Source organism: Actinophytocola gossypii (assembly GCF_025165815.1).
GTDB classification, from domain to species: domain Bacteria; phylum Actinomycetota; class Actinomycetes; order Mycobacteriales; family Pseudonocardiaceae; genus Actinophytocola; species Actinophytocola gossypii.
On sequence record NZ_JAFFZE010000011.1, the window covers coordinates 107702 to 127489 of the forward strand.

Genomic DNA, 19788 nt, shown 5'->3' on the forward strand with positions numbered 1-19788 from the left:
TAGTGTCGCCATCGTGGTTCACGCTTCCTGCCGCGCGTCCAGCGCTCCCGTGCACGTCCGCGACCTAGGCACGATCGACTACCAGGCCGCGTGGTCGCTGCAACGCGACCTGGTCGCCACCCGCGCCGGGTCAGCCGACGCCGAGGACACGCTCCTGCTGCTGCAGCACCCGTCGGTCTACACCGCCGGCAAGCGCACCGAGCCGGACGAGCGTCCCGAGGACGGCACCCCGGTGATCGACGTCGACCGCGGCGGCAAGATCACCTGGCACGGCCCGGGGCAGCTGGTGGGGTACCCGATCGTCAAGCTGGCCGACCCGGTGGACGTGGTGCGGTTCGTCCGCCTGCTGGAACAGGCGCTGATCGCGGTGTGCGACGACCTCGGCCTGACCAGCGGCCGGGTGGAGGGCCGCAGCGGCGTGTGGTTGCCGGCCGACCACCGTCCGGAGCGCAAGATCGCCGCCATCGGCATCCGGGTGCAGCGCGGCGTGACCATGCACGGCTTCGAGATCAACTGTGACGCGGACCTCACCCCGTTCGACAACATCGTCCCGTGCGGCATCCGCGACGCCGGCGTGACGTCGCTGTCACTGGAGCTGGACCGCCGCGTCACCGTGGCCGAGGTCCAGCCGCTGGCGGAGAAGCACGTGCTCGCCGCGCTGGACGGCGCGCTGCCGGTGGAGGACCGCTGGCTGCCCCGCTGGTCGCCGAGCTCGCCAGGGGTGAGCTTCGAGCTGGCCCAGCACCGCTGAGTCAGGGAGCGGCGCGCCGCATCCCGGTCATCACCGCGACGATCGTGCGGGTCACGTCCGCCGCCGTCGCCTTCGGGTCGGACGATCCAGCGATCGCCTCCGCGCCCGCGGACAGCGCGCCGAACAGGATCCGCGCGGTCACCTCCACCGGCAACGGCTCGATCTCGCCAGCCTGCACGAGCGCCTCGACGGTCCCGCGCACCAGCCCGTAGCTGAAGTGCTCCTCGGCCTCGCGCCACCGCTCCCAGCCCATCACCACCGGCGCCTCGTGGATGACGACGCGCTGGTAGGCCGGGTCCAGGCACACCCGCACGTAGCCGCGGATGCCGGCCATCGCCCGGTCCCAGGCCGGCCCGTCGCCGTCGATGGCGGCCGACAGCCGGTCCATGGCGGCCGTCTCGACCTGGTTGAAGGCCGCCTCGAACAGCGCCTGCTTGCCGGAGAAGTGGTGGTACAGCGCGCCCTTGGTCACCCGCGCGCGCTTGACGATCGCGTCGAGCGAGGTGCCGGCGTAGCCGCGCTTGGTGAACAGCTCCAGGGCCGAGTCGACCAGCGCGTGCCGGGTGGACTCGGTGTAGTCGCTGCGTCTTGACCGCATTGTCACCACGCTCACAACCGTACGACACACCCGGCCCACATACCGGTGGTATGGTGGTGAACATACCGATGGTATGTCGAAGACCTGCGGTATGACCCACCTCACCGGCACAGGGGGCGACGATGGGCTGGCACGAGTACTACGAACGCAAGGCGGCTCTCGACACGGTGGTCGCGGACGGGCTCACCGTCCCGGCCGGGTTCGACGGCGAGGACGAGGTGCTCCTGGCGCTGCACCACCGCTGGTCGATGCGCCTCGCGGGCCGGGTGGACCTCGCCGTGCACGACATCGAGCGCGACCCCGACATCGACCCGGTGGACGCCGTCGGCGCCGCCTGGCGGGCGACCGCGGAGTCCGAGCCGGACCTGCGCCGCCTGCTCGACGAGCACGCCGAGCACCCCGCCCTGCGTGCCGTCACACTGGCCGAGCAGGCCATGCTCGCCCGCGCCGCCGGGCTCACCGAGCAGGCCGACGGCGCGGCCGAGCAGGCCGCGGTCGGCGCGGCGTTCCTCGCCCTGGTGCGCAGCCGGCCGGGCCGGGCCGAGCGCCGCAACCCGGTCGAGCGATTGCTCCGCCGCCTCGTCCCCTCCGCTTAGCCGACAGGACCTCCAAGCACGCCGGAACGTCGTTCTACGCTCCGGGACATGGCCCGCATGCCCCAGGAACACCTCGACGCCCGGCGCCGCCAGATCCTGGACGCCGCCCGGCGGTGCTTCGCCCGCGACGGCTTCCACGCCACCTCCATGCAGGACCTGCTCGGCGAGGCCGGCCTGTCGGCGGGCGCGGTGTACCGCTACTTCCGGGGCAAGGACGACATCGTCGACGCCATCGCGGCGGAAGCGCTCGCCGAGGTCACGGCGGCCTTCGACGCGCCAGACGACACGGACCTCCCGCCGCTCGACGGCATCGTCGACCTGGTCCTGGGAACTGAGACACCGCCCCTGGCCACCTCGACCGAGTCGGCCAGGCTGCTGGTGCAGATCTGGACGGAAGCGCTGCGCTCGCCGGCGTTGGCGGCACGACTCGGCGAGGTCCTGGCCAGCACCCGCGGGATGCTCGGCCGCTGGGCGGAGCGGCACCGGGAACGCGGCCTGCTGCCCACCGACGTTCCGGCTGAGCAGGTGGCGGACGTGCTGATCGCCCTGGTCCACGGATTCCTGGTGCGCCGCGCGGTGTACGGCGACGCCGATGCCGACGCGTTCCGGAACGGGTTGCGCGCGCTGCTGTCCTGAACGTCCTGCCTTGACGACGTGCGGACGAACCTGGTGAAATAAAAGAACGAACATTCGTTTTTACAAGGGAGCGTCATGGAACTCACCGGTGTCGGCGCGACCGCCCTCGGCGTAGCCCTCCTGCGGGCCAGGGAGAGCGCTCGCCCCGACCGGATCGTCGAGGACCCCTACGCCGGGCACTTCGCCCGGCACCTCGGCGACCCGTGGACCGCCGACCCGCACTTCCTGGCGCTGATGGCCGACCAGGTCGCCGTCCGCACCCGGTTCTTCGACGACATGCTGCTCGCCGCCACCCACGCCGGGATCGACCAGGTCGTGCTGCTGGCCTGCGGCGTGGACACCCGCGCGTTCCGGCTCGGCTGGCCCGCCGCGACCACGGTCCTCGAACTCGATTTGGCCGAGGTACTGGCCTTTCGCGACGGCGTGCTCGCCCAGCAGGGTGCGACTGCCCGCTGCCGCCGCGTCGAGATCGCCGCCGACCTGCGCGGGGACTGGCCGACCACCCTGCAAGTCGCCGGCCACGATCCGGACCGCCCGACCGCGTGGCTCGCCGAGGGCATCCTCTACGCGCTGCCACCGGCCGCCGCGGACCTGCTCATCGACCGGGTCACCGCCGCGTCCACGCCAGGCAGCGTGCTCGCGCTCGACCACGTCGAGGACTCCGCCAGGCTTCGCACCGCCCGCGGCGCACTCGCCGCCGAGCTCGTCGACCTCTGGCAGGGTGGCCCCGACCAGGACCTCGCACACTGGCTCACCGCCCGCGGCTGGGCCACCCAGGTGCACGACGTCGCCGAGATCGCCGCCCGCTACGGCCGCCCCACCCCACCGGAAGCCGCGCCGGCCCGCGCCTGGCTCGTCGCGGCCGAGCTGGGCGGGAGGTGAGCGTCGGGCCTGCTGGCGTCCGGTCGAGGGGGCGTAGCCTGGCGAGGTGACCATTGCGCCGGAGGGGCGAAAGCTGCTGCGTCTCGAGGTACGCAACAGCCAGACCCCGATCGAGAAGAAGCCGTCGTGGATCAAGACCCGCGCCAAGATGGGTCCCGAGTACCGGGAGCTGAAGGGCCTGGTCCGACGGGAGGGCCTGCACACCGTGTGCGAGGAGGCCGGCTGTCCCAACATCTACGAGTGCTGGGAGGACCGCGAGGCCACGTTCCTCATCGGGGGCGAGCAGTGCACGCGGCGATGTGACTTCTGCCAGATCGACACCGGCCGGCCCGCGGCGCTCGACCGCGAGGAGCCGCGCAAGGTGGCCGAGTCGGTGCAGGCGATGGGCCTGCGGTACGCGACGGTCACCGGTGTCGCCCGCGACGACCTCCCCGACGGCGGCGCGTGGCTGTACGCCGAGACCGTGCGCCGCATCCACACGATGAACCCGGGTACCGGCGTCGAGCTGCTGATCCCCGACTTCAACGCCGACCCCGCACAGCTGGCCGAGGTGTTCGACTCCCGGCCCGAGGTGCTGGCGCACAACCTGGAGACCGTGCCGCGGATCTTCAAGCGCATCCGCCCGGCGTTCCGCTACGAGCGCTCCCTCGAGGTGATCACCAGGGCGCGCGAGTTCGGCCTGGTGACGAAGTCGAACCTGATCCTGGGCATGGGCGAGACGCCGGACGAGGTCACCGAGGCGCTGCGCGACCTGCACGACGCCGGCTGCGACATCATCACGATCACCCAGTACCTGCGTCCGTCGGTGCGCCACCACCCGATCGACCGCTGGGTGAAGCCGGAGGAGTTCCTGGAGCACAAGGAGTCGGCCGAGCGCATCGGCTTCGCCGGGGTGATGGCCGGGCCGCTGGTCCGCTCGTCGTACCGGGCCGGGCGGCTGTACGCGCAGGCGATCGCGCACCGCGGCGAGGAGGTCCCGGAGGCACTGCGGCACCTCACTGAGACCGGCCCGGCGAACCAGGAGATCGGCGCGGTCCTCAGCCGCCAGTAGGTGCGGCGGGTCAGTCCCTGGGTTGATGTCCGGGGGAACCCCGATGTGTCAGCGTTGGTCCAACTGCCAGACTTTCACCCGTCCGGGGGTTGTGGATCTTCGTCGAGGGGAGCTCGCTGTGCTGACCGATGTCCTGGAGTGGCTACGGGAACTGCCACACCCGGCGCTGTTCGGCGCAACGGGGTTGCTGGTGTTCCTCGAGTGCACCATCGGTCTCGGGTTCATCGCGCCGGGCGAGAGCGGCCTGCTCATCGCGTCGGCGGTGGTGGTGACCAACGTGCCGAAGGGCATCCTGCTGTGGCTGGTGGTGACGGTTGCCGCCGGCATCGGCGACTCGATCGGCTACGCCATCGGCAGGCGGTTCGGCCCGTCCCTGCGCGAGACGAAGCTGATCCAGAAGTACGGCGTAGAAGGCTGGGACAAGGCGACCGGCATCCTGCGCAAGCGGGGTGCCTGGGCGGTGTTCTTCGCGCGGTTCCTGCCCGTGGTGCGAACCCTGACCCCGGCGGCGGCGGGGACGTCGCAGTTGCCGTACCGGAAGTTCCTGCCCGCGGTGGTGGCCGGCGCGGCGTGCTGGTCGGCCCTGCACATCACGCTGGGTGCCCTGCTCGGCGAGGCGGCCGAGCAGATCGAGAGCGCCATGGGCGTCGGCGGCAGCGTCATCGTCGGCGGTCTGGCGCTGGCCCTGGTGATCACGATCGTCGTGCACAAGCGCCGCAAGGCCAAGCGCACGCCGGTCGTGGTGGTCCCCGAGGAGAAGTCCCCCACTCGCGGCGACAGCGACCCGGAGCTGGAGCGCGCGAACTAGGACTGCCGGTAGCGCTCAACCAGCGCTGCGGCGACGCGACCTTCCGAGGAGGAAGCCGCGATCCTGCGTGGCAGGGCCGCGGCGGCCGGCATGTCGCCGCAGGCGCACATCGCCGACATCGCGAGCGCCCTCGTCGCGCTGCGCCGCAGTCAGACCCGACGCGCCCTCGCGCGGCTGGCCGAACGACGCGGAGAACGCACCGGCCCACCCGACGCGGTGTTCGACCTGCTCGACGCGCTCGCCGACCGCACCGAGCGGCTGACGGTCACCGAGGCCGCCGCCGCGCTGGGGGTCGACCAGGCCCGGGCCAGCCGCCTGGCCGCACAGGCGATCGGGGCCGGGCTGGCCCGCCGGGAACCCGATCAGGCGGACGGCCGTCGCTCCATCCTGGCGCTCACCCCCGACGGACACGCCGCCCTCGACCGGATCAGCGCCTTCCGGCGGGCAACCGTCGCCGACGCCACCGCCGACTGGTCGGCCGACGACCGAGCGGCCCTGGCCGAGCTGCTGACCCGCTTCGTCCGCGACTTCGCCGCCCGGACGGAGGCGCGGTGACCCGGGCGGGGTCAGCCGGCGAACGTCAGCAGCGTGAGGGACGGCCGCGGGTCGCGCGCCGACGGCAGGTTGGCGAGCCGCCACGGCCCGCGTCCCGGCGGCAACCGCACGGGCGTCGTGGCCGACACGCCGGTAAGCACGCCCCCGGTCGCAACCCTGACAGCCACGGCCAGGGGGAATCGTTGCCAACTAGCGTTGAACAGGCCGATTCGGTGGGCACAGCAGGGATCGAACCTGCGACCGCTCGGGTGTAAACCGAGTGCTCTCCCGCTGAGCTATGTGCCCGGGGTGCCAGGACACCACCCAGCACCGTACGGGTCAGACGGGCAGTGCCGCCACCGCCCGCTTCCACGCGTCCTGGTCACGGGCCTCGCCCGGCGCGTTGACCTCGGCGAACCGCAGGACGCCGGCGCGGTCGACCAGGAACGTGCCGCGCACGGCCATGCCGCGGTCGGCGTCGAAGACCCCGTACGCCTTCGCCACCTCGCCGTGCGGCCAGAAGTCGCTCAGCAGGGGGAACTGGTAGCCCTCCTGGATCGCCCACGCCTTCTGCGCGAACACGTGGTCGACCGACACGCCGAGCACCCGCACGCCCGCCGAGTCGTACGCGCCCAGGTCGTCCCGCAGCTGGCACAGCTCGCCGGTGCAGATCCCGCTGAACGCGAACGGGTAGAACACCAGCAGCACGTTCTTCTCGCCGCGGAACGACGACAGCGTGACCTGCTGGTTGTTCTGGTCCGCGAGCGTGAAGTCCGGCGCCTCGGCACCGACCTGGACGACCATCCGAGCTCCTCCCCTGGCTTCTCCCGAGTGTTCGGGCAGAGCTTAGGGGTCAGCGCTTGGTCTTGGCCGACTTGGGTGACACCAGCCTGCTTCCCGACCACTCCGAGCCGACCGACATGTTCGACGTCTGGGACAGGCCCGCCGTGGGCACCGCCTCGGCGACCTCGCTCGGCTCGACGTGGCCGTCGCGGCCCGTCTTCGGGGTGAGGACCCAGATCACGCCGTTGTCGGCGAGCGGACCCATGGCGTCCATGAGTGCGTCGACAAGATCGCCGTCGTCGTCACGCCACCACAGCAGGACCACGTCGACGACATCGTCCGCGTCCTCGTCGAGCAGTTCACCGCCCGCGCGTTCCTCGACGGCGGCACGCACGACGTCGTCGACGTCCTCGTCCCACCCGATCTCCTGGACGACCATGCCAGGCTCGATCCCGAGCCTCTCGGCGACACCGGCCTTGCCGGCGTCTCCCGCGGCGACCACGGCTTTCACTCCTCCTTGACGCCATCGCGGTGATCGGACCTCGGCCACCGCCCAACGGTATTGGGATAGCGAACACTGAGCGTGCCCACCTGCGCAACCACCCACGCCGGGTTTCCCGCCCCCGACGCTTCCAACCGCCGCTCGCGTGAGCAGCCTTACTCACCAGTAACGATGACGCGAGCGGCCATCGAGACGACGATGGCACAGTAGGGGCCGGAACAGGGCCGGAATCGGTCCATGAGCGCAGGCACTGGAGATCCCTTGGCTACGCAGAACAGCGGAAACAGCAGGTCGCCCGAGCGGGTACGGGTGATCCGCGACGGGCTGGCCGCCCACCTTCCCGACATCGACCCGGACGAGACCGCCGAGTGGCTGGAGTCGTTCGACGCGATGCTCTCCTCGGGCGGGCAGCAACGCGCCCGCTACCTGATGCTCCGCCTGCTGGAGCGGGCCCGCGAGAGCCGCGTCGGGGTGCCCTCGCTCACCAGCACGGACTACGTCAACTCGATCCCCACCGAGAAGGAGCCCTGGTTCCCCGGTGACGAGGAGGTCGAGCGCCGCTACCGCGCCTGGATCCGCTGGAACGCGGCGATGACCGTGCACCGCGCGCAGCGGCCCGGCGTCGGCGTCGGCGGGCACATCTCGACCTACGCCTCCTCGGCGACGCTGTACGAGGTCGGCATGAACTGGTTCTTCCGAGGCAAGAACCACCCCGGCGGCGGCGACCAGGTGTTCTTCCAGGGCCACGCCTCCCCCGGCATGTACGCGCGGGCGTTCCTCGAGGGCCGGATGTCGGGCGACCAGCTCGACGGGTTCCGCCAGGAGCTGTCCCACGGCGGGCCGGGCGCGGGACTGCCGTCCTACCCGCACCCCCGGCTGATGCCGGACTTCTGGGAGTACCCGACGGTCTCCATGGGCCTCGGGCCGATGAACGCGATCTACCAGGCGCGGTTCAACCGCTACCTGCACGCGCGCGGCATCAAGGACACCTCCGACCAGCACGTCTGGGCGTTCCTCGGCGACGGCGAGATGGACGAGGCGGAGTCCCGCGGTCTGGTGCACGTGGCCGCGAACGAGGGCCTGGACAACCTCACGTTCGTGATCAACTGCAACCTGCAGCGGCTCGACGGGCCGGTGCGCGGCAACGGCAAGATCATCCAGGAGCTGGAGTCGTTCTTCCGCGGCGCCGGCTGGAACGTGATCAAGGTCATCTGGGGCCGCGAGTGGGACTCGCTGCTGCACGCCGACCGGGACGGCGCGCTGATCAACCTGATGAACACCACCCCGGACGGCGACTACCAGACCTACAAGGCCAACGACGGCGCCTTCGTCCGCGAGCACTTCTTCGGGCGCGACCCGCGCACCAAGGAGCTCGTGGCGCCGATGAGCGACCAGGAGATCTGGAACCTCAAGCGCGGCGGGCACGACTACCGCAAGGTCTACGCGGCCTACCAGGCGGCCAAGGATCACCACGGCCAGCCGACGGTGATCCTGGCGAAGACGATCAAGGGGTACGGGCTCGGGCCGAGCTTCGCCGGCCGCAACGCCACGCACCAGATGAAGAAGATGACCCTGGACGACCTCAAGATGTTCCGGGACTCGACCCGCGTGCCGATCTCCGACGAGGAGCTGGAGCGCGACCCGTACCTGCCGCCGTACTACCACCCCGGCCCGGACAGCCCGGAGATCCAGTACATGCTGGAGCGCCGCCGCCAGCTCGGCGGGTTCCTGCCGGAGCGGCGGACCAAGTCCAAGGCGCTGGTGCTGCCCGGCGACAAGGTCTACGACGTGGTCCGCAAGGGCTCGGGCAAGCAGGAGGTCGCCACCACGATGGCGTTCGTCCGGCTGGTCCGCGACCTGGCGAAGGACAAGGAGATCGGGCCGAGGCTGGTACCGATCATCCCGGACGAGGCACGCACGTTCGGGATGGACTCGATGTTCCCGACGCAGAAGATCTACAACCCGCAGGGGCAGCTGTACACGTCGGTGGACGCGTCGCTGATGCTGTCGTACAAGGAGAGCGAGCAGGGCCAGATCCTGCACGAGGGCATCAACGAGGCCGGGTCCACGGCGTCGTTCACCGCCGCGGGGACGTCGTACGCCACGCACGGCGAGCCGATGATCCCGATCTACATCTTCTACTCGATGTTCGGCTTCCAGCGGACCGGTGACGGCCTGTGGGCGGCGGCCGACCAGATGGCGCGCGGCTTCGTCCTCGGGGCCACGGCCGGCCGGACCACGCTCACCGGCGAGGGCCTGCAGCACAACGACGGGCACTCGCTGCTGATCGCGGCGACCAACCCGGCGGTGGTGGCCTACGACCCGGCGTGGTCGTTCGAGATCGCGCACATCGTGCGGGACGCGCTGCGGCGGATGTACGGCGAGCAGGCCGAGGACATCTACTACTACCTGACGGTCTACAACGAGCCGTACGTGCAGGCGCCGGAGCCGTCCGAGCTGGACGTCGAGGGTCTGCTGCGTGGCCTGTACCGCTACGAGAAGGCCCCGTTGGGCGACGGCCCGCGCGCGCGCATTCTCGTGTCGGGCGTGGCGATGCCCTGGGCGCTGCGGGCACGTGAGCTGTTGGCCGACGAGTGGAACGTGCGGGCCGAGGTGTGGTCGGCGACGTCGTGGTCGGAGCTGCGGCGCGACGCGGTGGAGACCGACCGGCACAACTTCCTGCACCCGGAGGCGGAGCCGAGGCGGCCGTACGTGACCAGGGTGCTGTCCGAGGGTGCCGGCCCGGTGGTGGCGGCGACGGACTGGATGCGGGCGGTGCCGGACCTGATCCGTCCGTGGGTGCCGACCGACATGCTCACCCTGGGCACGGACGGGTTCGGCTTCTCCGACACCCGGCCGGCCGCGCGACGCCACTTCCTGGTGGACGCGGAGTCGATCACCGTCGGTGTGCTCGCCGCCCTGGCCCGGCGCGGCGAGGTGGAGAAGTCGACGGTCACCGAAGCGGCCCGGAAGTACCGGATCGACGACGTGTCGGCGGCCGGCCCGCAGACGTCCGACCCCGGAGTCGCCTGACTCTCTGTGACCCAGCTGACCTGCGATGATGAACCGGTAGCACGATAGGGGGACAGCGCTGGCGGCGGTGCCGTTGGCGAGTCCATAGTGGAGCTACCGGTGGGGACCGGGGAGAAGGGGCCGCCCGGCGGCGTGCGCACCGCCACGCCGGGGGGCCCCGCATCCGGTATCTCCTGTTCGGTGCTGCGCACCTTCCCGGAGGCGGATGCGGGGGTCTATGCCCTGGGGGGCGACCCCCCAGACCCCCACGGTGCGAGCTTCTTGCGACCCGGCGTGGTTGCTTTTTGGAGTGACCAGCGCTGGCGCTTCGCGCCATTTGGGGGCCTTGGCCTTTGGTCCCCTTGGCCATCTGGCTTCCTTCAAGGCGCGCGAGGTTCCCGAGCCTGACGTGCGAGTCGTACGTTCGCGTCGCGCGAGTCGTACGTTCGCGTCGCGCGAGTCGTACGTTCGCGTCGCGCGAGTCGTACGTTCGCGTCGCGCGAGTCGTACGTTCGCGTCGCGCGAGTCGTATGTTCGCGTCGTGGGCTGTGTGTGTCACGCTCCCGGATTGGGCGGTCCGCGGGTTCGGACTGCCGGACCCGCTGGCGTCCTGGCTGGGATCGGGGCTTGTGTAGCGCGAGTCCGGCTACCGGCCGAGCCGAGGTCACTTTCGTTAGGTGGGCGAGGCACATGTTCTGTGGCGCCCTGCGGGAGCTGGCGTCTTTCTTGCTGCGAATTGCATATGGCGTTGGGGGTGGGTTTGGGGGGCTTTGCGTTGGTCGGGCGGTCTAGGGGTGGTGGGGTGGTTAGAGTCGGGAGGGTGGTTCGGGTTTCGGAGGGGACGTTGGGGGCGCTGGAGCGGGCTTCGGGGAAGTTGGCTTCGGTTGCGGTTGCTTCTATGGAGGAGCAGTTCGCCTGGTTCGGGCGGATGCCGGCGGATCAGCGGGCTTCCGTTCTCCTGATCGCGCAGACGGGGGCTGCCGGGTTCACCTCCTACCTGCGGGATCAGGGGGAGGCCATTCGGCTCACTGCCGACGCGTTTCGGCAGGCGCCTCGGGATTTGTCGCGGTGGATCAGTTTGCGGCAGACGGTGGAGCTGGTTCGGGTCGCTGTGCAGGTGATCGAGCGGGAGGTGCCTGGGCTCGCGGCGGATGAGGAGGAGCGGCGGGTTCTTACCGAGGCGGTGCTTCGGTATGGGCGGGAGGTGGCTTTTACGTCGGCCATGTCTTATGCGACCGCTGCTGAGACTCGGGGGGCTTGGGACGCTCGGTTGGAGGCGTCCGTGGTGGACGCGATCGTGCGGGGGGATGCCGAGGAGTCTTTGCTGAGTCGGGCCGCGGCGTTGGGGTGGGATTTGGACGCGGCGGCTACCGTTCTTGTGGGGAATTCTCCGTCGGACGATCCGCCTACCGTGCTTTACGAGGTGCGTAGTCGGGCGGCTCGGGCCAATCGGTCCGTTTTGCTGGGGGTGCAGGGGTCTCGGCTGGTTGTCGTGCTTGCGGGGGATACGGGGGTTACTGGGGACGTCTTGCGGCGGATGGCGACCTCTTTCGGGGAGGGAGCCGTGGTGGTTGGGCCCACTGTCGACAGCATCGCGGACGCGCATCGGAGTTCGGCGGACGCCTTGTCGGGGTTGCGGGCAGTGGTGGCGTGGCCTTCGGCGCCTCGGCCGGTGCGGTCGACCGATCTGTTGCCGGAGCGGGCGTTGGCGGGGGATCCGGAGGCGGAGTGGCAGTTGGTGGACCAGATCGCGCGGCCGTTGGAGGACGCGGGCGGGGCGTTGCTGGAGACCGTGGAGACCTTTCTGGAGGCGGGTGGGGTGTTGGAGACCTGCGCCCGGGAGCTCTACGTCCACCCGAACACGGTGCGGTACCGGTTGCGCAAGGCGGCTGAGGTCACCGGGCACAACGCGAGCGTTCCTCGGGACGCGCTCGTGCTCCGGATCGCGCTCGCGGTGGGGCGGCTGTCGCGCGCGCGTGGCCTGTGGTAAGTGGTACAGACAACACAAACGGCGTTGTACCGTTCATCTGGGGGTAACCTTTGTGGGGTTCCTACAAATCGGCTGCCTCGACTTCGTGAGTGGCGGCATGCCTTCGAAGGCCCCCGACCGTGTTCAGTTGTCATGTGCTCGCACTGCTCGCCCCAGGCCAGGGCTCCCAGACGCCAGGCATGTTCACTCCGTGGCTCGAACTGGACGGCACTCGCGAACGGGTCGCCGGCTGGTCGGAGCTGACCGGGCTCGACCTCCTGGAACTCGGCACGGTCGCCGACGCCGAGGCGATCCAGGACACCTCGGTCACCCAGCCGCTGGTCGTCGCGCTCGCGCTGTTGGCCTTCGAGGAGCTGGAGCGGCGGCACGAACTTCCGGGCGACGTGCTGGTCGCCGGGCACTCCGTCGGTGAGCTCGCGGCGGCCGCGATGGCCGGGGCGCTCAGTGCCGACGACGCCGTCGTGCTCGCCGCGGTGCGGGGCGCGGAGATGGCGCGGGCCTGCGCTCTGGAGCCGACCGGGATGGCGGCCGTCATGGGCGGTGAGCCGGAGCAGGTCGTCGACTGGCTCGCGGAGTTCGACCTGACGCCGGCGAACCGCAACGGGGCCGGGCAGATCGTCGCGGCCGGGCCGCTCGACAAGGTCGACGAGATGATCGCGGCCAAGCCCGACTGGGTGAAGAAGGTCATCAAGCTGAAGGTCGCGGGGGCGTTCCACACCCGGTTCATGGCCACCGCCAAGGACGCGCTCGGGAAGCGGGCCGAGAACGTGGCCGTCAGCGACCCGAGTCGTGCGCTGCTGTCGAACGCCGACGGACAGGTCGTCACCGAGGGTCAGGACGTGCTCGATCGGCTGGTCGCGCAGGTCACCCGGCCAGTGCGCTGGGATCTGTGCATGGCCGCGATGGCCGAGCGGGGGGTGGGCGCGGTCGCGGAGCTGCCGCCGGCCGGCACGCTCACCGGGCTCGCCAAGCGCGAGCTCGACGGCGTCAAGCCGGTCGCGTTGAAGAAGCCGGAGGACCTGGCGAAGGTCGCCGACCTGCTCGGCGAGGAGAACGCCGCATGACCCGCATCCAGCAGTCCCGAGGTGCCGCGGCCAGCCGCATCCTCGGCATCGGCAGCAGCCAGCCCGAGCGCGTGGTCACCAACGACGAGCTGTCCACCAAGATGGACACCAACGACCAGTGGATCCGCGAGCGGGTCGGCATCGCCGAGCGGCGGTTCGCCGGGCCGGACGAGACGGTCGTGTCGATGGGCGTCGAGGCCGGGTCCAAGGCGATCGCCGCGTCCGGGCTGACCCCGTCCGACGTGGACACCGTGATCGTCGCGAACTGCACGAACACCGTGCCGATGCCCAACGCCGCCGCGCAGATCGCCGAGCTGGTCGGGGCCAGGGCGGCCGGTGGGTTCGACCTCAACGCCGCGTGCGCCGGGTTCTGCTACGGGCTCGCGTCGGCCTCGGACATGGTCCGCGCCGGCTCGGCCGAGCGGGTGCTGGTGATCGGCTCGGAGAAGCTCACCGACATCGTCGACCCCCTCGACCGGTCCACGGCGATCATCTTCGCCGACGCGGCCGGTGCCGCGGTCGTCGGGCCGAGCGACGAGCCGGGCATCGGGCCGGTCGCCTGGGGCACCGCCGGTGACCTGGCCGAGACGATCCGGATGCCCAACGGCCGGCACATCCACCAGGAGGGCCAGTCGGTCTTCCGCTGGGCGACCACCAAGATCGCGCCGATCGCGCTGCGTGCCGTCGAACTGGCCGGGCTGACGCCGGCCGACATCGACGTCCTGGTCCCGCACCAGGCGAACCTGCGCATCGTCGAGGCGATCGCGAAGAAGCTGCGGCAGAAGGGCGCCCGGGAGGACATGGTCGTCGCCGACGACATCGTCACCTCGGGCAACACCTCCTCGGCATCCATCCCGATGGCGATGGACCACATGCGCGCGGCGGGCCGGGTGCACTCCGGCGACGTCGCCCTGCTGATCGGGTTCGGCGCGGGGCTCTCCTACGCCGGCCAAGTCGTGATCTGTCCGTGATTTCCGCAGTTCCCTACCAGAAAGAGAGAGTGAACCCCATGGCCGAGAAGCCCACCGAAGAGCAGATCCTCGCCGGTCTCGCCGAGATCGTCGAAGAGGTCGCCGGTGTGGAGTCCGACGAGGTCACCGCGGACAAGTCCTTCGTGGACGACCTGGACATCGACTCGCTGTCGATGGTCGAGATCGCCGTCCAGGCCGAGGACCGCTTCGAGGTGAAGATCCCGGACGCGGAGCTCGCCAACCTGAAGACCGTCGGCGACGCGGTCAGCTACGTCGCCAAGAACGCCTGAGCCATCAGGAACTGAACCCACCTCGGAGGGGGACATGAGCACGGTCGATGTGGTCGTCACCGGCATGGGTGCGACGACTCCGCTCGGCGGCGACGTCACGTCCACCTGGGACGCGCTGCTCGCCGGCAAGAACGGCATCCGGGCCAACGACGCCGAATGGGTGTCGAAGTTCGACCTGCCGACACGGCTCGCGGCGCCGCTTGCGGTCGAACCGTCCGAGGTGCTGCCGCGGGTCCAGCTGCGCAGGCTGGACCGCTGCGAACAGATCGCGATCATCGCGGCGCGCGAGGCCTGGGCGGACGCCGGGTTCGAACGGCCGACCGAGGAACACCAGTCGGTCGAACCGGAACGGCTCGGCGTCGCCATCGGCACCGGCATCGGCGGCCCGGTGACCCTGCTCGACCAGGACGACCTGCTGGAGAACCACGGGCTGCGCAAGGTGTCGCCGCTGACCGTGCCGATGCTGATGCCGAACGGCCCGGCCGCGCACGTCAGCATCGACCTGATGGCCAGGGCCGGGGTGCACTCCCCCGCGTCGGCGTGCGCGTCCGGCGCGGAGGGCCTGGCCACCGCGTGGCAAATGATCCAGACCGGTCGGGCCGACGTGGTGGTCGCGGGTGGCGCGGAGGCGTGCATCCACCAGATCACCGTCGCCGGGTTCGCCCAGTCGCGGACGCTGAGCCTGCGCAACGACGAGCCGGAGCGCGCGTCCCGGCCGTTCGACGTCGACCGCGACGGGTTCGTGCTCGGCGAGGGCGCCGGCGTGCTGGTGCTCGAGCGCGAGGACCACGCGCGGGCACGGGGCGCGCGGATCTACGGGCGGTTGGCCGGCACCGGCATCACGTCCGACGCGTACCACATCACCGGCAACCACCCGGAGGGCATCGGGCAGATCAACGCGATCACCCAGGCCATCCGCACCGCCGGTCTGTCGCCGACCGACATCGGACACGTGAACGCGCACGCCACGTCGACCGTCGTCGGCGACATCGGCGAGGCGGTCGCGATCTCGAAGGCGATCGGCGAGCACGTGGTGCTGACCGCGCCGAAGAGCGCGCTCGGCCACCTGGTCGGCGGCGCCGGCGCGGTGGAGAGCATCGCGACGCTGCTGTCGATCTACCACGGCATCATCCCGGCGACGCGGAACCTGGAGAACCAGGATCCGAAGGTCACCCTGGACGTGGTCGCCGGCGAACCGCGCAAGCTGGAACTGACCGCGGCGGTGAACGACTCGTTCGGCTTCGGCGGGCACAACGTGGCCCTGGCCTTCACCGCGGCCTGACGTTCGAGGGCGGTCGCTCAGCTGTCGAGCCGGCCGCCCTTGACCATCCCGACCAGCCCGGGCACGTCGGCCACCAGCTCCGGCCCGCCCGGCTGTTTGGAGTCACGCAACGCCCCCAGCGTGCGGAAGACCTCGACACAGCCGTTGCCGGTGTCCGATAACGAGGACTTTCGCCATCCGTCGCGGCGATCTGCGGTGGACATGGTTCCTCCGTGATCAGGTCAACGCCGTGAGGCGCGTACGGATCAGATCGGCGGTCTGCTCCGGCGACAGCGCTACCTCACGCAGCCGGTGGACGATCCGAGTATAGCCAGCGACCTGGGCCTGATCCTGTACGTAGACGGCCCCGTTGACCATCTCCGCGTAGCCGATGCTCTGGGCTTCGGCGAAGTCGAGCACGGTGAACGGCCCGACGAGGGCGTCGTGCGCACCGAGCGCGGTCGGCAGGATCCGAAGCTCGACGTTGTCACGCTGCCCGAGTTCCACCAGGCGCTCAAGCTGCGCACGCATGATCCCGGCCCCGCCGATGGGCCGGTCGAGGACGACTTCTTCGAGCATGACGGCCAGCCGTAGCGGGTGCTCCTCGTCGAACAGGCGACGCTGGCGTTCCATCCGCAGGCTCACGGTCCGCTCGTCGTGATCCGGACGGACGCGGAGGTTGCCGGCAGTGACGCCGAGGGCGTAGGCCTCGGTTTGCAGCAGCGCCGGGAGAACCAACGGTGCGTAGATCGACGACCGGGAGGCCAACCCCTCCAGGCCGACGAAGGTCCGCAACCAGTCAGGAACGACATCGGTCCACGGTGCCCACCAGGTCTGCTGACCGGCGCTGCCAGCCAGCGACGACAGGCGGTCGATGTCGGCCTGGTCGGCGCGGTAGAAGCGGAGCAGGTCGCGCACCTCGGCCGGTTGCTGCTGGTTGCGGCCGCTCTCCATGTGGCCGACCTTGCCTGCGGAGCAGTTGATGACCTTGGCCGCTTCGGTGATCTTCTTGCCGACGCGTTCCCGGAACCGGGTCAGCTCGACCCCCACCAGCCAGCGCACCGCCGACGGGTCCTCGCGATCTGCCACTCGTCTCGATCCTCCTTCGTGCGGCGTCCAGTCTGCCCGGCCATGCCGGGACCGAACGAGCCTCATCAACCGATCGAGGTATGGCGACCTGTAGGACCATACGTAACACTCGCAGGCATGACCACCACCCATCTGACCACCGGGATCTGGGCCGCGGTCCAGGACGGCTGCCCGCTGCGGTGCGGCGTCGAGGGCAGCGACATGGCGAATCTGATCATCGGCGAGGACGGCGGTATCGAGTTGCAGCTCGACGCCACGACCATGCGCAGGCTGGCCGAGGTCAGCGCGCAGGCGGTGTCCGAAATGGACGTCCTGTACGAGCGCGGCCGCTGACCGCGGTCAGGCGCAGGCCTCGTGCTGGGGGCTGGCGGCCGTGGTACCGCTGTCGATCTTCCAACCGGCGTCGGTCTCGACCAGGGGGAAGACCACGTTCCAGTTGATGCAGGGCACGCGCAGCTCCTGCGGCGCGTCCGCCGGGTCCTGCACGCTGGTGAACTTCATCAGCACCCGTGCCTCGCCCTCGGCGGCCAGTTCGATCCGGTGCACCACGATGCTTCCGTCCCGGGTCGAACGGTAGCTGCGCAGCCACGCCTCCCTCGGCTGGCGGTCCACCCGGTTCGGGGTCACCGTCGCGGTCCACGCTTCGTAGTCGCGGGCGTTGATCGCGTCGAAGTAGGTCTGCAGGACCGCGCGTACGGGCTCGAACAGCGGGTGCGCGCCCGCGTCCTGGGTGCCGAGCACCACGGTCGGGCCTGGCTGCTCCTCGGGCGGCACCGACGTGCTGGGAGCCGGCACGACGTCGGCGACCTCCCGATCCTCGTACACGGTGCGCGCCAGCAACCCGCCGATCGCGGTCGCGATCACCGTGATGAGGAGGACCGGCAGCAACCACGGCTGGCGGCCGCGTTCAGGGGCCACGCGGAGAGACTACTCAGCCCACCCGGTGCAGCCAGGTGACCGGGGCACCGTCCCCGGCCCGCCGGTACGGCTCGAGCGCCGCGTCCCAGGACGCGCCGAGCAGCTCGTCGACCTTGTGGGCGAACGCCTCGCCCGCCCGGCTCGCCGTCGCCATCGCGCGCAGCTGGTCCTCGCCGACCACGATGTCGCCGTTCGCGGACGTGCGGGCGCGCCACAGGCCCAGCGTCGGTACGAAGCAGAAACGTTCGCCGTCGACGCCCTCGCTCGGTTCCTCGGTCACCTCGAACCGGGTCATCGGCCACGCCTTCAACGCGGTCACCAACTTGGCACCGGTTCCGGCCTCACCTGTCCAGCCGCACTCGGCCCGGAGCTGTCCCTGCGCCGCCGGCTGTGCGGTCCACTGCAGGTTCGCCCGGACTCCAAGGGTGCCCGAAATAGCCCACTCGACGTGCGGACATACCGCAGACGGCGACGAGTGGACGTACACCACGCCACGAGTGCTCACTGCTGACCTCCGCTGCTCGACGAGGAACCGTCTTCCCCTACGCCCTCGTCACGGCGGTACGGCACGCACTCCCTTTAGGTTGTTGGCGCTCATTCTGCCCTGACCACCGACGCTTCCGCCACACCAGGCACGAATTCGGCGAACCCGCACCGACCGGGGGCGACCGTCCGGCTACGGTGAGCGGGGGAAGGGAGGTGGCAGGTGCGACTGGTCCGGCTGGGCGACGAGTCCTCAAAGGTCGGTGCCGACGTGCGGGCCGCGCTCGCCTCCTGGGGCCGCGGCGACCACGTCGTGGGCGGCGTCGCGCTCATCGGCCCCCCGCCGGGTGACACTCCCCCCGGGGTGGACGCGGTCGTGCTGCTCCCCCGCGGCGTGCTGGTCGTCGCCGGCGTGGACCTGCCCGACCCGGCGATGCGCCTCGACGCGCCGCTGACCGGCCAGTGGAAGACCGACGGCTGGCCGCTCACCCGCGCCGACGGCGTGGTCAACCCGGCCACCGAGGTCACCGAGGCCATCGCCGCGATCACCCGGCACCTGGAGCAGGCCGACGTCGAACCGCTGCCGGTCGGCACGGTGATCGCCGTCGGCCCGTACGTCTCGCAGGTCCACCAGCCCACCTCCGACCTGCTGCGCGGCGTCCGCGTGCTGCACCCGGAGCCCGGGAAGCTGCTCACCGCCGCCCGCGAGCTCGCCACCCACCCGCGGCCGTGCACGGTGGCGCAGGCGCGCGCGATCCTGCACGCCCTGGCCCCGGGGAACGCGACGCTCGCCGGGCTCGACCTGGCCGCCGAGGGCTTCGCCGACACCGCCGCCCCCGGCCTGAGCACGGCCAGCACCACGCTCATCCCCAAGGTCCCGGCCCGTCCGCCCGCGGCCGCCGCCCGCCGGTCCGGTCAGCTGCACTGGCTCCCGGTCAGCGCGGCCGTGCTGGTCGCGATGCTGCTGCTCACCGGCATCGTCTACGCGGTCGCGTCGTCCGGCGGTGACGACCAGCGCGCGGCCGGCCCCACGACCACGCCGCCGAGCGCCGTCGAGGTGGAGGGCCAGGACTTCGTTCCGGCCGGCACCGTCTCCGACACCGACTGCGCCGCGCACGCCTACGGCGACGTGCAGGCCTGGCTGGAGCGCAACCGCTGCGGCGAGCTGGTGCGGATGCGCTTCGAGTCCACAGCGGACGGCAAGCGGGCCGCGGTCATGGTGGCCGTGCTGCGCTTCCCGGAGAGCGTGCTCGCCGAGGAGCTGCGTACCGTCGTGGACACGCCGGGCAGCGGCGCGATCACCGATCCGGCCACCGAGGACGAGCCGTGGCCCCACGGCGACGAACCGGCCTTCGAGTCCGCGGCCTACGCCAGCGACCTGGAGGGCAGCAGCCTCAAGCTGGCGCAGGCGGTGTGGATGGACGCGCCGTCCACACCGGACGACGAGGACCTCACCCGGCTCGCCACCCTCGCGCTGGACATCCGGGCCCCCGTCTGAATGTGACGTCGCTATCGGACTCCTCGCCACACCGGCGACCTTCACCGGAAGGTGACCGTCCGGCCGTTATC

General features: G+C 70.9%; 23 protein-coding genes and 1 tRNA gene. 15 read left to right on the forward strand and 9 right to left on the reverse strand.

Annotated features, from left to right (window positions below):
- Positions 1-13 precede the first annotated feature (13 nt).
- A complete protein-coding gene (lipB, locus tag JT362_RS13600) occupies positions 14-751 on the forward strand; it encodes a lipoyl(octanoyl) transferase LipB (protein WP_260191531.1) in 738 nt (245 codons plus the stop codon).
- 1 nt (position 752) lies between these two features.
- Here the strand turns inward: lipB and JT362_RS13605 are convergent, their stop codons facing one another.
- Positions 753-1349 (reverse strand): TetR/AcrR family transcriptional regulator, encoded by a 597-nt coding sequence (locus tag JT362_RS13605; RefSeq protein ID WP_260191599.1) that lies wholly within the window; start codon positions 1347-1349, stop codon positions 753-755.
- A gap of 122 nt (positions 1350-1471) precedes the next feature.
- Here JT362_RS13605 and JT362_RS13610 point away from each other — a divergent pair, with 122 nt between their 5' ends.
- The 6 genes from JT362_RS13610 to JT362_RS13635 all read left to right on the forward strand — a co-directional run bounded on the left by JT362_RS13610 (position 1472) and on the right by JT362_RS13635 (position 5877).
- On the forward strand, positions 1472-1945 hold the full coding sequence (locus tag JT362_RS13610; protein ID WP_260191532.1) for a hypothetical protein: 474 nt from the start codon (positions 1472-1474) through the stop codon (positions 1943-1945).
- A gap of 48 nt (positions 1946-1993) precedes the next feature.
- Positions 1994-2581 (forward strand): TetR/AcrR family transcriptional regulator, encoded by a 588-nt coding sequence (locus tag JT362_RS13615; RefSeq protein WP_260191533.1) that lies wholly within the window; start codon positions 1994-1996, stop codon positions 2579-2581.
- Between the two features lie 75 nt (positions 2582-2656).
- On the forward strand, positions 2657-3463 hold the full coding sequence (locus tag JT362_RS13620) for an SAM-dependent methyltransferase (RefSeq protein WP_260191534.1): 807 nt from the start codon (positions 2657-2659) through the stop codon (positions 3461-3463).
- Between the two features lie 46 nt (positions 3464-3509).
- The gene (gene lipA / locus JT362_RS13625; RefSeq protein WP_260191535.1) at positions 3510-4514 is read left to right on the forward strand and encodes a lipoyl synthase; all 1005 of its coding nucleotides are present in this window, start codon (positions 3510-3512) and stop codon (positions 4512-4514) included.
- 118 nt (positions 4515-4632) lie between these two features.
- The gene (locus tag JT362_RS13630; RefSeq protein ID WP_260191536.1) at positions 4633-5322 is read left to right on the forward strand and encodes a DedA family protein; all 690 of its coding nucleotides are present in this window, start codon (positions 4633-4635) and stop codon (positions 5320-5322) included.
- A 90-nt stretch (positions 5323-5412) separates the two neighbouring features.
- Positions 5413-5877, forward strand: a complete 465-nt coding sequence (locus tag JT362_RS13635) for a MarR family winged helix-turn-helix transcriptional regulator (protein WP_260191537.1) — start codon at positions 5413-5415, stop codon at positions 5875-5877.
- A gap of 11 nt (positions 5878-5888) precedes the next feature.
- Here JT362_RS13635 and JT362_RS13640 read toward each other — a convergent pair whose 3' ends face one another.
- The 4 genes from JT362_RS13640 to JT362_RS13655 all read right to left on the reverse strand — a co-directional run bounded on the left by JT362_RS13640 (position 5889) and on the right by JT362_RS13655 (position 7141).
- On the reverse strand, positions 5889-6044 hold the full coding sequence (locus tag JT362_RS13640) for a hypothetical protein (protein ID WP_260191538.1): 156 nt from the start codon (positions 6042-6044) through the stop codon (positions 5889-5891).
- A 46-nt stretch (positions 6045-6090) separates the two neighbouring features.
- A tRNA-Val gene (locus JT362_RS13645) sits at positions 6091-6162 on the reverse strand.
- Positions 6163-6195: 33 nt separating this feature from the next.
- A complete protein-coding gene (locus JT362_RS13650; RefSeq protein ID WP_260191539.1) occupies positions 6196-6660 on the reverse strand; it encodes a peroxiredoxin in 465 nt (154 codons plus the stop codon).
- 49 nt (positions 6661-6709) lie between these two features.
- A complete protein-coding gene (locus JT362_RS13655) occupies positions 6710-7141 on the reverse strand; it encodes a DUF3052 domain-containing protein (protein ID WP_260191540.1) in 432 nt (143 codons plus the stop codon).
- Positions 7142-7378: 237 nt separating this feature from the next.
- Between JT362_RS13655 and aceE the strand changes: the two genes are divergently transcribed.
- From aceE to JT362_RS13685, 6 genes are all read left to right on the forward strand, one after another.
- Positions 7379-10174 (forward strand): pyruvate dehydrogenase (acetyl-transferring), homodimeric type, encoded by a 2796-nt coding sequence (aceE, locus tag JT362_RS13660; protein WP_260191541.1) that lies wholly within the window; start codon positions 7379-7381, stop codon positions 10172-10174.
- Between the two features lie 721 nt (positions 10175-10895).
- Positions 10896-12143, forward strand: a complete 1248-nt coding sequence (locus JT362_RS13665; protein WP_375546492.1) for a PucR family transcriptional regulator — start codon at positions 10896-10898, stop codon at positions 12141-12143.
- Positions 12144-12262: 119 nt separating this feature from the next.
- Positions 12263-13207, forward strand: a complete 945-nt coding sequence (locus JT362_RS13670) for an ACP S-malonyltransferase (protein WP_311202702.1) — start codon at positions 12263-12265, stop codon at positions 13205-13207.
- Positions 13204-14178 (forward strand): beta-ketoacyl-ACP synthase III, encoded by a 975-nt coding sequence (locus JT362_RS13675; protein WP_260191544.1) that lies wholly within the window; start codon positions 13204-13206, stop codon positions 14176-14178. Before JT362_RS13670 ends, JT362_RS13675 begins: the two co-directional genes overlap by 4 nt.
- 38 nt (positions 14179-14216) lie before the next feature.
- Positions 14217-14468, forward strand: a complete 252-nt coding sequence (locus JT362_RS13680; RefSeq protein ID WP_260191545.1) for an acyl carrier protein — start codon at positions 14217-14219, stop codon at positions 14466-14468.
- Between the two features lie 34 nt (positions 14469-14502).
- Positions 14503-15750: a beta-ketoacyl-[acyl-carrier-protein] synthase family protein gene (locus JT362_RS13685; RefSeq protein ID WP_260191546.1), complete on the forward strand. Its 1248-nt coding sequence runs from the start codon at positions 14503-14505 to the stop codon at positions 15748-15750.
- 17 nt (positions 15751-15767) lie between these two features.
- Here JT362_RS13685 and JT362_RS13690 read toward each other — a convergent pair whose 3' ends face one another.
- Entirely contained in the window at positions 15768-15953 is a 186-nt protein-coding gene (locus JT362_RS13690) for a DUF397 domain-containing protein (RefSeq protein WP_260191547.1), read from the reverse strand.
- 13 nt (positions 15954-15966) lie between these two features.
- Positions 15967-16791, reverse strand: coding sequence for a helix-turn-helix domain-containing protein (locus tag JT362_RS13695; protein WP_260191548.1), 825 nt, complete (start codon positions 16789-16791; stop codon positions 15967-15969).
- Between the two features lie 144 nt (positions 16792-16935).
- On the opposite strand from JT362_RS13695, the gene JT362_RS13700 reads away from it, so the two are divergent.
- Entirely contained in the window at positions 16936-17151 is a 216-nt protein-coding gene (locus JT362_RS13700; RefSeq protein ID WP_260191549.1) for a hypothetical protein, read from the forward strand.
- 6 nt (positions 17152-17157) lie between these two features.
- Here the strand turns inward: JT362_RS13700 and JT362_RS13705 are convergent, their stop codons facing one another.
- Positions 17158-17736, reverse strand: coding sequence for a nuclear transport factor 2 family protein (locus JT362_RS13705; RefSeq protein WP_260191550.1), 579 nt, complete (start codon positions 17734-17736; stop codon positions 17158-17160).
- 13 nt (positions 17737-17749) lie between these two features.
- Entirely contained in the window at positions 17750-18241 is a 492-nt protein-coding gene (locus JT362_RS13710; RefSeq protein ID WP_260191551.1) for a DUF3145 domain-containing protein, read from the reverse strand.
- Between the two features lie 201 nt (positions 18242-18442).
- On the opposite strand from JT362_RS13710, the gene JT362_RS13715 reads away from it, so the two are divergent.
- The gene (locus JT362_RS13715; protein WP_260191552.1) at positions 18443-19717 is read left to right on the forward strand and encodes a hypothetical protein; all 1275 of its coding nucleotides are present in this window, start codon (positions 18443-18445) and stop codon (positions 19715-19717) included.
- Positions 19718-19788: the final 71 nt, after the last annotated feature.